At 72.4% G+C, this 13,948-nt stretch carries 11 protein-coding genes; 7 read left to right on the forward strand and 4 right to left on the reverse strand.

Annotation, left to right across the window (positions count from 1 at the left end; genetic code table 11):
* The first annotated feature begins 40 nt into the window (after positions 1–40).
* Entirely contained in the window at positions 41–1,693 is a 1,653-nt protein-coding gene (locus AB0C17_RS27905) for an RICIN domain-containing protein (RefSeq protein ID WP_357472974.1), read from the forward strand.
* Positions 1,694–1,742: 49 nt separating this feature from the next.
* The gene (locus tag AB0C17_RS27910) at positions 1,743–2,639 is read left to right on the forward strand and encodes a VTT domain-containing protein (RefSeq protein WP_357472977.1); all 897 of its coding nucleotides are present in this window, start codon (positions 1,743–1,745) and stop codon (positions 2,637–2,639) included.
* Between the two features lie 9 nt (positions 2,640–2,648).
* On the opposite strand, the gene AB0C17_RS27915 is transcribed toward AB0C17_RS27910, so the two are convergent.
* A complete protein-coding gene (locus AB0C17_RS27915) occupies positions 2,649–3,230 on the reverse strand; it encodes a TetR/AcrR family transcriptional regulator (protein WP_357384796.1) in 582 nt (193 codons plus the stop codon).
* Between the two features lie 66 nt (positions 3,231–3,296).
* Between AB0C17_RS27915 and AB0C17_RS27920 the strand changes: the two genes are divergently transcribed.
* From AB0C17_RS27920 to AB0C17_RS27940, 5 genes are all read left to right on the forward strand, one after another.
* Positions 3,297–4,340, forward strand: coding sequence for a hypothetical protein (locus tag AB0C17_RS27920; protein WP_357472980.1), 1,044 nt, complete (start codon positions 3,297–3,299; stop codon positions 4,338–4,340).
* A gap of 107 nt (positions 4,341–4,447) precedes the next feature.
* Positions 4,448–6,403 carry a translation factor GTPase family protein gene (locus tag AB0C17_RS27925; protein WP_357472983.1) on the forward strand — a complete coding sequence of 652 codons (1,956 nt, stop codon included), beginning with the start codon at positions 4,448–4,450 and terminating at the stop codon, positions 6,401–6,403.
* A gap of 123 nt (positions 6,404–6,526) precedes the next feature.
* Positions 6,527–7,342 carry an endonuclease/exonuclease/phosphatase family protein gene (locus AB0C17_RS27930; RefSeq protein ID WP_357384803.1) on the forward strand — a complete coding sequence of 272 codons (816 nt, stop codon included), beginning with the start codon at positions 6,527–6,529 and terminating at the stop codon, positions 7,340–7,342.
* Between the two features lie 97 nt (positions 7,343–7,439).
* A complete protein-coding gene (locus tag AB0C17_RS27935) occupies positions 7,440–7,973 on the forward strand; it encodes a SigE family RNA polymerase sigma factor (protein ID WP_357384805.1) in 534 nt (177 codons plus the stop codon).
* On the forward strand, positions 7,960–9,165 hold the full coding sequence (locus AB0C17_RS27940) for a hypothetical protein (protein WP_357384807.1): 1,206 nt from the start codon (positions 7,960–7,962) through the stop codon (positions 9,163–9,165). The genes AB0C17_RS27935 and AB0C17_RS27940 overlap by 14 nt, the downstream gene beginning before the upstream one ends.
* A 68-nt stretch (positions 9,166–9,233) precedes the next feature.
* Here the strand turns inward: AB0C17_RS27940 and AB0C17_RS27945 are convergent, their stop codons facing one another.
* From AB0C17_RS27945 to AB0C17_RS27955, 3 genes are all read right to left on the reverse strand, one after another.
* Positions 9,234–11,987 (reverse strand): beta-L-arabinofuranosidase domain-containing protein, encoded by a 2,754-nt coding sequence (locus AB0C17_RS27945; protein WP_357472986.1) that lies wholly within the window; start codon positions 11,985–11,987, stop codon positions 9,234–9,236.
* Between the two features lie 38 nt (positions 11,988–12,025).
* Entirely contained in the window at positions 12,026–13,408 is a 1,383-nt protein-coding gene (locus AB0C17_RS27950) for a glycoside hydrolase family 43 protein (protein WP_357384811.1), read from the reverse strand.
* Between the two features lie 196 nt (positions 13,409–13,604).
* The gene (locus tag AB0C17_RS27955) at positions 13,605–13,817 is read right to left on the reverse strand and encodes a hypothetical protein (RefSeq protein ID WP_357384813.1); all 213 of its coding nucleotides are present in this window, start codon (positions 13,815–13,817) and stop codon (positions 13,605–13,607) included.
* Between the last annotated feature and the right edge of the window lie 131 nt (positions 13,818–13,948).

The raw sequence follows: 13,948 nt of genomic DNA on the forward strand, positions 1-13,948 counted from the left end.
GACGCCGCCCTCGGCGTACCCCTTTCCCGGAGGTCGAACGATGCTCAACCCCGCAGTGACGGCACCGCACCGCGGCCGGCCCGCCGGCCTGGTGCTGGCCCTGGTGGCCGCACTGGCCGCAGTGATCGGCGTCGCCGTGGTGGCCGCGCCGCCGGCGCAGGCGGCCACCGTCGACACCAGCGCCTGGTACGTGCTGGTGAACCGCAACAGCGGCAAGGTGCTCGACGTCCGGGACACCTCGACCAGCGACGGCGCGGCCATCCAGCAGTGGTCCCGCAACGACGGCGAGTGGCAGCAGTTCCAGTTCGTCTCCTCCGGCAGCGGCTACTACCGCCTGCGGGCCCGCCACAGCGGCAAGGTGGTGGACCTGTGGGAGTGGAACGTCGCCGACGGCGCGGAGTACCGGCAGTGGCCCGACCTCAACGGCACGAACCAGCAGTTCCAGGTCCTCGACTCGGACGGCAGCTACGTCCGTCTGATCAACAGGCACTCCGGCAAGGCCCTGGAGGTCTGGGAGAGGTCGACAGCCGACGGTGCCCGGGTCAGTCAGTACACCGATCTCAACGGCACCAACCAGCAGTGGCAGATGGTCCGGGTGGGCACCGGCGGCACGCCGACCACGCCGCCGCCGTCCACCGGGTGTGGCAGCGGTGCCTACCAGGCCGAGGCCGTGCTGAGCGGCGGCACCTGGACGGCCCGCAACGGATCGTCGACCGTGTACTCGGGCTCGGACATGCTGGCGGCGGCGCAGGCCGCGGTGAACTCCCTCTCCGCCGGGCGGACCGCGAAGCAGCGGGTGGTGGTGCGCGGATCCGGATCGATGAGCGCGGGGTCGCGGCTGTCGCTGCCGTCGTACACGACGCTCGCGGTCTGCGGCACGATAAACGTGACCGGCTCGGGGTCGGGCGACTACGCGCCCGTCTACTCGCGCGGGACCACCGACGTCGAGGTGCAGAACCTGACCCTCACCGGGGCGCCGCTGTACGGGATCTTCATGCGCAACGTGAACAACCTGACGCTCGGACAGATCGACATGCGGCTGTCCGGCGGCCTGGGGATCCGGATCGACAACCACGGCGGCGACCGGGCGGTCAAGGTGCGCAACGTGCGCATCGACACCGTGTACGTGTCCGGAACGGGCGCGCACGGCGTGGAGACGTACGGTGTGGACGGCCTGACCATCGGCACCGTCACCGCGCGCAACACCGGCTACTCCGGTCTGCTGCTCAACGACACGATCAACGCCACTGTGGGCACCGTCGACGCGCAGGGCGCGGGCACCGGGACCGGCTACGCGGCGTTCCGGATGGCCAACCGCAACGGCCGGATCGGCAGCTCGTACCCGACGAACATCCGGGTCGGCACGGTGATCGCGTCCGGCGGTGGCCGGGGGATCTTCTGCGTGTCGGAGTCCGGCGGCGCGGTCATCGACCGGGTGACCATCTCCAACACCGGCAACAACTCGATCCTCGTGGAGAACTGCTACAACGTCACGATCGCCGGGGTGTCCGGCACGGTGACCGGCGGCGGCGAGGTGCGGATCGCGTCGCGGACCGAGTTCCCGATCTCCTCCGGTATCCGCTTCCAGAACCTGACGGTCACCAACACGAACATCACCCAGAACCCGTGCGGCGGCGCGAACAACACGATCAGCAACGTCACGCGAGTCAACTCGACGCTGACCTGGTGCTGACGGGCTCCCGCTCACCTGGCTCACCCCGCTGATCACCCAGACCCCGGCGATGGGCGCGCTGCCGACCCTGCGCGCCGCCACCGACCCCGCCGTGCTCGGCGGCCAGTACTACGGCCCCGGCGGACGCTACGAGGTGAAGGGCCACCCGCGGCTCTGGGTCATGTCCGAGGACCTCACCGGGGTGCGGTTCCCGGTCCGGCCCGTGCAGCCTCCCGTCCCGGTCGGTACGAGGTGGCCAGCCCCGGCCCTCGGTCCGGCTCGTCGACGACATCCGGCCCGGCGCCGCCGGCTGTTCGCCACCGGTGAACCCGTGGGGGGCGACAATCAGCTGGTGGTGGACAAGGTTCTGCAGACGCTCGTCGGGCTGCCGCCGGTCCTCGTCCTGACGCTGGTGTTCGTCCTGCCGGCGCTGGAGTCCTCGACGCTGCTCGGGCTCGTCGTGCCGGGTGAGACGGCGATCCTGATCGGCGGGCTGGTGGCCCACGGTGGCGCGCTGCCGCTGTGGGCGGTGGTGGCCGCCGGGACGGCCGGGGCCTGCCTCGGTGACCAGGCCGGGTACGCCCTCGGCCGCCGCTACGGCCCGGGTGTGCTCGCCCGCGCTCCACGGGTGCTGCGACGGCGCCTCGACATCGCGCGGGCCCGCCGCCTGGTCGCCCGGCGCGGGGCGTGGGCGGTGCTCGTCGGACGCTGGGTGGCGGTGCTGCGCGCCGTGGTCCCCCTGGTGGCCGGCACCGGTGGGATGCGGTGGCCGGTGTTCCTCCGGGCGAACCTGGCCGGCGGGCTGGTGTGGGCGACGGCCGTGGCGTTGCTGGGCTACCTGGGCGCCGCCTCCTACCGCTATCTGGAGCGGGAACTGGGCATCGGGGAGTGGGCCCTGCTGGCCGTGATCGGTGTCGTCGTGGCGCTGCGGGTCTGGCGGATCCGGCGCCGGGCGGCCCACCGCTGAACGGTGGCGTCAGCCGCGACCACGTACCAGGGGCAGGAACACCTCGTCCACGATCTCGACCAGCACCTCGTCGGGGACGGACGGGACGCCGCGCATCGCGTACTCGGCGCGCAGCAGCATCATCGGTACCGTCGCCACCCGGTGACGGACTGCCGCCGCCGGCGCCTCGCCCCGGGCGGCGGCCCGTTCCAGCATCCCGATCCACGCGCGGTCCATGGTGTCGGCGCCGGATCGTTCTCGCATGAGCGTGAGCAGCTCCGGATCCTCGGCCGCGGCGGCGAGCAGGCCGCGCAGGACGGCCCCGTGCGGCGACGACCACGTCTCGTTTGCGAGCCGGAGCATCTCCAGCGCGTCGCCTCGCAGCGTGCCCGTGTCCGGGTTCGGCATGGCGTCGTCGGACAGGTGGCGGTACGCCGCGATGCCCAGCGCCGCCCGGTGCGGCCATCGGCGGTAGATGGCGTTCTTGTTGGTCCCGGCTCGCGCGGCGACCCCGTCCATCGTCATCCCCGCGTAGCCGGACTCGCGTAGTTCCTCCGCCGCGGCCCGCAGGATCGCCTGTTCCAGCTCCTCGCCCCGTCGCCTCCTGCTCATGCTTGCAGGGTACGCGTCGTACCTTATAGGGTACGACGCGTACCTTATGCAGGCGGGGAGTGAGCGATGCGCGTCTTCGGCATGAACTACGACACCGGCTTCGTGAGCGCCGGGTCCACCACCCACGAGCCGTTCGACCCCGGCATCGTGCGGAGCGACCTGCGTGTCATCCGCGACGAGCTGCGGTGCGACGCGATCCGCGTCACCGGCGGCGTGCAGGACCGGCTGGAGCTGACCGCGCGGCTGGCGGCCGAGGCAGGGCTCGAGGTGTGGTACTGCCCGTTCACCAACGGCCTGGACCGCGACGGCCTCATGGCGTTCCTGCTCGACGGCGCCGAGCGGGCCGAGCGGCTGCGAAGTGACGGCGCACCGGTCGTCTATCTCACCGGTTCCGAGATCTCCATGTTCACCGACGGTTTCCTGCCCGGCCGTGACCTGACCGAGCGCATGGCGCTTTTCACCGACCCGATGCGCATGCGGGAGGCGGTCCCGGCCGCCCGGGCCGCGGTGCGCGACTTCCTCGCCGAAGCGGTACCCGCGGTGCGGGAGCGCTTCGGCGGCCCCGTCGGATACGCCTCGATTCCGCTGGAGGACGTCGACTGGGCGGCGTTCGACATCATCGCCAGCGACGCCGGCTACCGCGACGCGACCAACTCCGCGGCGTTCCCGCAGTCCCTGGCGGCTGCCGTGGGACAGGGCAAGCCGTACGCGGCGACCGAGTTCGGCTGCTGCACGTTCCGCGGCGCGGCCGACGTCGCGGGCGCGACCGAGCCGGTGGTCTACGACGAGCGCGGCCGTGCGGCGAAGCTCACCGCGAAGCTGGAGCGCGACGAGGAGGGCCAGGCGCGCTACATCGTCGACCTGCTGCGCGACTACGAGGCCGGCGGGGTGGAGGCGGCGTTCGTGTACACGTTCGCGAACCGGCACCTGCCGACCACCCGCGACCCCGAGCACGACTACGACCTGGCGTCACGGGGGATCGTGCGCGTGCTGCCGGACGGCTCGTGGACGCCCAAGGCCGCCTTCCACGCCCTGGCCGAGTACGGCCGCGTCCGTGCGCTGAGCCGGACCGAATTCGGTGGTGACGATCGCGACGGGCGGGCAAGGTAGGACTGCACACCGGCGGCGAGCGCCGCCACCACGACAAGGACCAGGAGAGACAATGCGAGCAGCTTCCACGCTTCGGACCCCTGACCGTCCTACCGTGGAGCTCCGCCTTGGCCCTGTTGAACCTCGGGATCGTCGCCCATGTTGACGCCGGAAAGACCAGCCTGACCGAACGCCTGCTCTACGAGGCGGGCGCCGTGGCCGAGCCGGGCAGCGTCGACGCCGGCACGACGCGGACCGACTCGATGGAGCTGGAACGCCGCCGTGGCATCACCATCCGGGCGGCTGTCACGTCGATCGCCGTCGGTGATCTGCGCGTCAACCTGCTGGACACGCCCGGCCACCCCGACTTCATCGCGGAGGTCGAGCGGTCGCTGACCGTACTCGACGCCGCCGTGCTCGTGGTGTCGAGCGTGGAGGGCGTCCAGCCGCAGACCGTCGCGATCTGGCGGGCGCTGCGCCGTATCGGCGTACCGACCGTGTTCTTCTTCAACAAGGTCGACCGCGGCGGCGCCGACGTGGACCGGGCGACGGCCCAGGTGCGGCAGCGGCTCGGCGCGCGGCCGGTCCCGCTCACCACCGTCACCGGCCAGGGCACACGCGAGGCCCGGGTACGGGCGGTCGGCCTCGACGCCGAACCGGTGGTGGCGGAGGTGGCGGAGGTCGACGACGCGGTGGCGGCGCGCTGGCTGACCGACCGGCCGGTCCGCGTCCGCGACGTCAGGCGGGCGATCCGGCGCGCGGTGCGCCGCGCCGACCTGGTCCCGGCGGTGTGCGGCTCGGCGATCACCGGCGCCGGGGTACGCGCGTTGTGCGACGTCCTGGCCGGCCTGCTGCCGTACGGCGAGGCACGGGACGGTCCGCCTGCGGGCACCGTCTTCGCCGTCGACCGGGACGGGCACGGCCGGCGCGTCTGGTTGCGACTGTGGTCCGGGCATCTGCGTGTGCGGGACCGGGTGCGGCTCGACGGCGGTCGTCCGCAGCCGGTGACCGAGATCGCCGTCATCGAACCCGCGGGCGTGCTGGTGCGCCGGACGGTCTCCGCCGGGCAGATCGCGGCGGTACGCGGGGTGTCGGCCCGGATCGGCCAGCACATCGGCGACCCGCCCCGGCGGCACGGCTACCGGTTCCCGCCGCCGACCCGCCAGGCGGTCGTCGAACCGGTCGACCCGGGGCAGCGCCTCGCGATGTTCGCCGGCCTGGCCGAGTTGGCCGACGAGGACCCGCTGGTGGACCTGCGCCTCGACGAGCAGCAGGCGGAGGCGGTGATCCGTCTGCACGGCGAGGTCCAGAAGGAGGTTCTCGCGGCCCTGATGGAGGAGCGGTACGGCGTCCGGGTGCGGTTCTCCGGCACGCTCACCGCCTGCGTCGAACGGGTCGCCGGCACCGGCACCGCCGAGGAGCGGGTACGGGAACGCGGCAACCCGTACCTGGCCGGGCTGGGGTTGCGCATCGAGGCCGCACCGGCCGGGCACGGCATCGGGTTCCGGCCCGGGATCGAACCGGGCCGGCTGCCCCCGGCGTTCGTCGCCGCCACCGAGGAGGGCGTACGGGCGGCGCTACGGCAGGGCCGGCACGGCTGGCCGGTCACCGACTGCACCGTCACCATGACGGCGTCGCGGTACTGGCCCCGGCAGAGCCGCCCGCACCAGAAGTTCGACAAGTCCATCTCGACGGTGGCGGCGGACTTCCGCAACCTCGCCCCGGTCGTGGTCGCCGCCGCGCTGCGGCAGGCCGGGACGCGGGTGTGCCAGCCGATCGAACGGTTCGACGTCAACCTGCCCCGGCACGCGGTGGAGACGGTGCTGGCGCTGCTCGGCCGGCTCGGCGCGGTCGTCCACGACACCGCCGTCGCGGGCGGCTACCTGGAGGTGAGCGGCACCCTGCCGTCCGCCCGGGTGCCGCGGGTGGTCGCCGCCCTGCCCGATCTCACCGGCGGCGAGGCGGTCCTGACCACCACCTTCGACCACTACGCGCCGGTCACCGGTGAAGAGCCGCCGACGCTGCACCGGCGCGGGCCCGACCCGGACGACCGGGAGGCGTGGTTCCGGGCCGTGCCGAGGTAGGCCGGCCGGGCGGCGACTGGCACGTCACGGCGATAGGATCACCGGCGCCCGCCGCCGCCCGTACCCGTTGGAGCCCCGCTGTCAGCGCAGCCGGCCACCCGTCCGACCCGGCGTGTCCGCCGGGTGCTGGCCGTGGTGTGCCTGCTCGTCGTGGCCGGGCTGCCCGCCGGGTCGTCGAGCGCCGGCACCACCGGTCCGGGAACGCTGCGGGTGCTCCAGATGAACCTGTGCAACAGCGGGCGGGCCGGCTGCTACACCGGCCGGGCCGTCCGTCAGGCCGCCGACGTGATCGCCGCCGAGGCGCCCGACGTGGTCACGCTCAACGAGATCTGCCGCGACGACGTGGTGACGCTGGGGCGTACGCTGCGGGCCGCCCGTACCGGCGGCACCGTGGTGTCCGCGTTCCAGGCCGCCGGTGACCGCCCCTCCCGGGGGCCCACCCGGTGCGACAACGGCGAGCCGTACGGGATCGGTCTGCTGACCCGCCTCGACGGCCGGGACGCGCGGTCGTCGGTGCACCGGGGAACCTATCCGGCGCAGGACCTCGCCGACCCGGAGGAGCGGGTCTGGCTCTGTGTCCGGGCCGACGGGCTGCACGCCTGCACCACGCACCTGGCGAACACCAGCGGCCAGGTGGCGCTGGCCCAGTGCGGTCAGTTGCTCGGCGCGGTGGTGCCGCAGACCCGGGGCGACGGGAACGCGCCGACCGTCCTCGGCGGCGACCTCAACCTGCGCGCCGGTGGCGTGCCGGACGTGCGCTCGTGCGTGCCGGTCGGATACCGACGCATCGACGACGGTGCCCGGCAGCAGATCCTGGCGTCCACCGGCGTGACGATCTGCTGCCGGCGCGCGGTGGACATGCGCGGGACGACAGACCATCCGGCGCTGCTGGCGACCATGATCCGCTCGTGGTCAGCGCCGCCGCCGGGACGGTACTGACCGGGACCGGCGCGGGCGCGGCGCAATCGGGTGGGCCGCGCGTGCAACGTCTCGGGTGGGTCTGTGCGTTCTACCTCCGTCATGAGGAGGCAGTCAGTTGAGAGCCGAAGACGAGCAGGCGTTCCGCGAGTTCGTGACGTCGCAGATGGCGTCGCTGCGCAAGCTGGCGTACATGACCTGCGGCGACTGGCACGCCGCGGAGGACGCCGTGGCCAACGCGCTGGTCAAGCTCTATCCGCGCTGGCCGAAGCTGGAGCGGCCCGATCTCTACGTCAAGACCATGGTCTACCGGGCCGCGGTCGACGAGACGCGCCGGCCCTGGCGGCGCGAGCGGTCGGCCGGCGACGCCGTGCCGGACGTCACGGTGCGGGACACGGCGGCGACGACCGACGAGCGGATGCGCCTGCAGGTCGCGCTCGAAGCCGTGCCGGCGCGGCAGCGGGCCGCCGTGGTGCTGCGGCACTACCTGGATCTGAGCCTGGAGGACACCGCCGCCGTGCTCGACTGCACTGTCGGCACGGCCAAGAGCCAGGTCTCCCGAGGGCTGGCGAAGCTGCGCGAGTCACTGGGCGGCGAACACCTCGATCTCACCGGCAAGCCGATAGGGGAGTGGACGAATGCAGTTGCGTGAGCTGGTGGACACCGTGACCGCCGACGAGCCGCCGATGGGCCGTACCGTCGACGACATCGTCGCGGCCGGACGGCACGCCGAACGGCGCCGCCGGACCCGGTTCGCGACAGCCGGCGCGGCGGCCCTCGTCGCGGTGGCGGTCGCCGGCGCGATCACCGTGCCGATCCTGGGGGCGAGGCGCGACGCCGGGGAGACCTCGGCGGTGTCCGGGGCGCCGCGTCCGGGCGCCAGCCCCTGGCCTGACGCCTCGCCGTTCACCTTCACCTTCACCGGGTACGACGCGGGCACGCTGCACGTGCAGGATCCGATAGTCGTGTCGACCGCGTACCAGATCGCCCCCGTCTACTCCGACCGGCACACCTCGAACGACAAGCCCGTCAGCGCGGAAGAGGCGGAGTCGTGGGAGCAGCACGAGAGGGCGGCCGCCGGGGCGAAGCCGTCGCTCTGGGCCTACCTGACCGTCTATCGGCCCGGCGCCTTCGATCCGGCGGCGATCAAGCACGGGCGGAACATCACGGTGGCCGGGCGCAAGGCGGTGCGGGCGACGCTGCCGTACGCCCTCGACCCGAGTCAGCCGCTGGAGCCGGGCAACAAGCTGTTCGCCTGGCAGTACGCCCACAACGCCTGGGCGGCCGTGACGTCGATCTCCGACGACCCGGCGACGCCGAGCTTCGGGGACCTGACCGGCCTGGTCGCGGGCCTGAAGCCGGCCGGGCCGACGCCGGCTCCGCTGCCGTTCACAGTGGGCTACGTGCCGAAGGGCTACGTGCCGTTGCAGGTCGGCACGCACGCCATGCCCGGCCTGAGTGGCATCGCCACCGCCCGTGGCGGTGACTACGGCGGCGCGACGTACACCAGGCCGGCCCTGCCCACCACCGGCCTGACCGCACCGTTCGACTCGGGCGAAGGCACGATCAGGGACGGGTTCCACATCTTCGTCACGCCGAGCCGCAACTCCAACCAGTCACCGGAGCCCGGTGCGGCGAGGTGCTATCCGGGGCCGGCCCGCAGAGGCGGGTTCTGCAACATCTGGAGCGCTGACGGCACAGTCGTCGTCCAGGTCAGCTCCCAGACCCTCGGCAGCCGGCTGCCCCAGGCCGAGCTGCTGAAGATCGCCCAGGGGATCACCGTCGCCGACGACGTGCGGGACGAGGCGACCTGGACGCCCGCCGTGGACGCCCTGATCCCCTGACCCCCTGAGCCCCGAACGACCCGGTGACGGTGGAAGCGGCCAGCCCGCTCCCACCGTCACCACGGGATCTACAGGAACCGCCAGCGCTGGTGCGCGGCCCCGGTGTCGTCGGCGAGGACCGCCTGCGCGCCCTGGGCGCCGGAGCCGCCGCTCAGGCCGAGCACCCGGCCCCCGTTCGCGCACTGGATCCGGAACCAGCCTCCTCCGACGTACCGCAGCCGCCACCTGTGGTCGGCGGTGCCGTTGTCGGCCCACTGGACGATCCGGGCGCCGGCCGCGCTCGAACCGCCCTCGACGCCCAGCACCTTGCCGCTGTTGCCGTTGCGCAGTCGCAGGTAGCCGCCGGTGTCCACCAGGGCGGTCCAGAGGTGGTCGGCGGTGCCGGTGTCGCCCCACTGGATGACCGGCCCGCCGTCGGCGGTCGACATGTCCTGCACGCCGAGCACCAGCCCGCTGCCGAGGTTCTGGATGCGCCGCGCCCCGTTGGGCAGGAACCGCCACTGGTTGTCCGGGCTGCCGTTGTCCGGGTCCTGCACGGCGAAGGCGCCCTGCGCGGTCGAGCCGCCGGAGATGCCGAGCAGCTTGCCGGTGTGTACGTTGCGCAGCTTGTGGCTGCCGTCGCCGACGTCGACCACCGTCCACAGATGGTCGGCGGTGCCGTTGTCCGCCCACTGGAGGATCCGGGCGCCGTCGGCCGTGGACATGTTCTCCACGCCCAGCACCTTGCCGCTGTTGACGTTGCGCAGCCGCAGCGCCGACCCGTCGACCACGAGCTGCCAGTCGTGGTCGGCGGTGCCGGTGTCACCCCACTGCAGGGCGAGCCCGCCGTCGGCGGTGGACATGTTCTGGATGCCGAGCACCAGCCCGCTCGCCGCGTTCGCCAGCCGGAAGCTCGCCTCACCGCCGCCACCGCCCGCGCCGACCCGCCAGTAGACCGTGTAGTTGTGCCCGTGGGCGTCGTAGAACGGGCCGAGGTTGACGGTGGCGCCGTCGGCCCGGGCGGTGAACGCGAGACTGCCCGTGCCGGTGCGGGTGACCGAGGCGGGGTCCAGCGTCGGCAGGGCACTCAACGCGGTGTTGCCGTAGTTGCCGGAGAGCACCACCGGCCCGTACGTGACGGCCTGGACCGCCGCGTCGTCGTTGGCGGCGACGGTGGCCACCCGCATGGGCAGCCGGACCGTGACCGTGTCGCCGGAGGTCCAGGCGCGGGTCAGGACGGCGTAGGTGCCGGGCGTGGTGGCGATGCCCGCCGCGACGCCGTTGACGCTGACGCTCGCGCCGCTGGTCCACGCCGGGATCCGGATCCGCATCGTCCACGAACCGGCCACCGAGCCGGTGACGGTGAGCGTCGTGGTGTCGCCGACCGGGTACGAGGTGGCCTGCGTGACGGTGATGCCGCGCTGGCTCCAGGTGAGCACCGACGGGACGAACAGGTTGACGGTCAGCGTGGTGCCGTTGTGGAAGTAGATCGCGTCCGCCAGCGTCGTGTTGGTCTCCAGCCCGGTGCCCTGGCAGCACCAGAAGGAGTTGTAGTCGGTGCTCCACGTTCCACCGCCCCACGCCGGGCCGACGCCGCGCCGCCCGCCCGGGTTGAGCGGGGTGAAGTAGGTGACGTGGCCGTGCGCGTCGGCCGGGTTCTGCTGGCCGATCATGTGGTTGAGCAGCGCGCGCTCGTAGAAGTCGGCGTACGCGACCCGCTCCGGGTCGAGCTGCCACAGCTCCCGGGTCAGCTTGAGCATGTTGTACGTGTTGCACGCCTCGCAGGTGTCGTTGCGCAGGTAGCCGGCGATCGCGTTCGGTGCGCGGAAGTGCTCGGCCTGGCTGTTGCCGCCGATGGCGTACGTGTGGGCGCCGACCGTGATGGCCCACGCGTTCGCGGCGATGTCCCGGTAGCGGGTGACGCCGGTGGCCTTGTACTCCCGGGCCGCGCCGATCCACTTGGGCACCTGCGTGTTCGCGTGCAAGCCGTTGAGCTGGTCGGAGTTGGCGGCGAGTGGATTGAACACGGCGGCGTGGTCGAACCGCTGCGCGACGGTGAGCCACCGCCCGTCGCCGGTCTGCTGGTAGAGGTCGGTGAGCACCGCGTTCATGCCGCCGAACTCGGTGCCGAGCATGGCCTGCGTCTGCGCCGAGGTGAGCCGGCCGGTGCGCTGGTCGACCCACCCGGCCAGCGCCAGCAGCACGTCCCGGGCCTGGGTGCTGCCGATCAGCCGCCACACGTCGAGCAGCCCGGCCAGCGTCTTGTGGATGCAGTAGTAGGGGACGTTGCCGTTGCTGAGCGTCCGGGCCTCCAGCGCGGTGAAGTCGGACTCCGGGAAGCCGGACAGGTAGCCGGCGCCGAAGCCGGCCGCGCCGTTGTTTGCCTGGCAGCGGGCCAGCTCGGCGACCATGGTGAGCGCCTTGTCCCGGCAGGTGGTGTCGCCGAGCACCGCCCACGCCTGCGCCCAGGCGGTCAGGAAGTGCCCCTGCATGTGGGTGCGGAACGGGAAGTTCGGCGCGTCCCACCCGCCGTTGGCGGCGGCGCCGCCGGTGGAGAGACGGTGGTTGGCCCGGAAGTTGTAGAGCAGCCGGTTCACGTCGACGAAGCGCAGGTAGGCGACAGTACGGTTCTGGTTGTCCTGCCAGCGGCCGGCGGTCAGCCTTACCTGGCCGGGGTCGAACGCGTACGCGGACACGCCGATGTCGGGGCGGGCCGGCGGCAGCGCGGCGCGCGCCGTACCCCCGGAGAGGACGGACCCGGCGGCGGCGCCGGCGGTGGCCGCGACGGCGGTGGCGCCGGTGGCGCGGAGCAGGAAGCGGCGGTTCACCAGGGGAGCGGGCATGGACTGCCTCCGTGGCGGGGACGGTGGTGGTGGGACGGTTACGCGGTGACCCGGAAGGTGGCGTCCTGCCGGTCGATCGCGGGGGAGCCGGCGCCGAGCGGGTCGATGCGCAGCCGGTAGTCGTAGTGCCGCAGGTAGCGGGTGGGGAAGTTGTGCGAGCGGAACGACGACCAGGCGGCGTCGGCCAGCCCGGCGGTGCGGTGGAAGGTGGCGTCGGCGCGGAACGTGGCGGTGCCGTCGTTCGGGTCCAGCCGGACCGCGTAGTCGTAGTGCCGCAGGTAGTTGCCGGGATAGTTGACCGACTCGAACGAGACGCCGGCGGAGTCGGCCAGGCCGGGGACCATGCGCCACATCTGGTCCTGGTACGGGTCGAACGGGTACGCGTCGACGCGGGCGACCCGGTCGGCGTGCCGGACGTAGCGGTCGGGCAGGTTCGACGACTTGAGCCGCACCCAGTTGGGCATGCCCCAGCGGTTGACCAGCCCGGCGTACTCGGCATCGGTGATGCCGATCATCGAGCCGTGCTTGGAGTTCAGCGGCGGGGTGTAGTCGCGCTGGTTCAGCGGCGTCCACGAGTTGCCGGAGATGGTCGTCGTGGACCAGGCGTAGTAGTCGTTGTTGACCGGGCTGAACGAGTCGCCCCACAGCCGCCAGCCACCCTCGTTCGTACGCAGCAGCAGCGGCGCCTCGATCGCGTTGCCCTGCCGCAGCCCGCTGGTGTACGTGGTGAAGCTGTTCGGCGCGGCGGTGGTGGAGCGGGCGCCGTAGAGGTATCCGTCGTTGAGGTTCTTGTAGTAGAGGTACGTGGTGGCGCCGTCGACCACCACGTCGCCGTCGAGCACCCCGAAATTCGGGCTGAAGTAGACCTGCGGGGCGCTGACGGTGCGGAAGTCGTTTGTGTAGTTGACCAGGAACACGTCCCGGCCGTTGTTCGCGGAGTAGACGATGGCGTACTGGCCCCGGGCGGCGTCCCAGAACGCGGTCGGCGCCCACGTGTGGGTGTCGAGCGTGTGCATCCGGATGCGCCGGTAGCCGGTGAACGCGGTCAGGTCGGCCGAGTCCCACACGTGCAGGTACTGGCTGGTCAGCCCCCAGTTGGTGCCCTTGAGGTCGGTGGCCAGCACCACGAACGTGCCGTCGGTGCGGCGCAGCACGAACGGGTCGCGCAGACCGAGCTGACCGGCGGTCGGGGTGACCACCGGGTTGTTCTGGTTCAGCGGCGTCCAGTTCAGCCCGTCCCGGCTGACGGCCAGGTGCAGGCCGTAGTCGGCGCCGAGGCCGTTCGGCGTCTCGGTGAAGTAGGCCATCGCGTAGGCGGTGTTCGCGGCCGCGAGCGCGCCGCGCGGCAGGCTGAGCGCGCCGGTGGCGGTGGCGGCGGCGGACAGGGCGCCGACCGTGAACGCACGTCGGGTCAGGGGCACGACGGTGGCCTTTCTCTGTGGTGGAGATGACGGCCGCGTTAACGCTAACAACGTCCCTTAGCCTGGCGTTCACATAGCTTGATGTCAATGAATTCGTTAGCGCTCGCCGTTCGGCGCCGGTAACGCCGCAGGGCGGGCCGCGACGCGGCCCGCCCTGCGCTGTCACCCTCCTCCCGGCGTCGCGGCCGGGTGAGGATCAGCGGTTGCGGTAGTGGTTCATGGCCAGGGCCACGCCGGACGCCAGCGCCAGCGCGCCGAAGGCCGAGCCGGCCCACGGGTTGTCCAGCAGGCTCGACAGCGTCACGTTCGCCGCCACGCTGACGATGAGCACCAGCCACAGCAGCGGGCGCATCCGGGTGACGGGCGTCGTCGCGGCGGTGTTCTCGGCGGTACGGTCCAGCTCGTTCACGGCTGCCTCCTCGGGCGATCTCGTCTGCCACCAACGCTAGGGCGTGTTTCATAAGCCGGTCAGAGCCACTCGCAGATGATGGTGATGGTCAGGACGGCCTGGAAGCGGACGGCTAACTTGTCGTAGCGGGT

Origin of the sequence: Micromonospora sp. NPDC048887 (genome assembly GCF_040649715.1) — a bacterium.
GTDB lineage: Bacteria > Actinomycetota > Actinomycetes > Mycobacteriales > Micromonosporaceae > Micromonospora.

Coding starts and splice junctions, on each gene's coding strand:
- AB0C17_RS27915 (WP_357384796.1), bottom strand. CDS start 3,230: ATGAGCAGGAGGCGACGGGGCGAGGAGCTGGAACAGGCGATCCTGCGG.
- AB0C17_RS27945 (WP_357472986.1), bottom strand. CDS start 11,987: ATGCCCGCTCCCCTGGTGAACCGCCGCTTCCTGCTCCGCGCCACCGGC.
- AB0C17_RS27910 (WP_357472977.1), top strand. CDS start 1,743: ATGGGCGCGCTGCCGACCCTGCGCGCCGCCACCGACCCCGCCGTGCTC.
- AB0C17_RS27905 (WP_357472974.1), top strand. CDS start 41: ATGCTCAACCCCGCAGTGACGGCACCGCACCGCGGCCGGCCCGCCGGC.
- AB0C17_RS27920 (WP_357472980.1), top strand. CDS start 3,297: ATGCGCGTCTTCGGCATGAACTACGACACCGGCTTCGTGAGCGCCGGG.
- AB0C17_RS27940 (WP_357384807.1), top strand. CDS start 7,960: ATGCAGTTGCGTGAGCTGGTGGACACCGTGACCGCCGACGAGCCGCCG.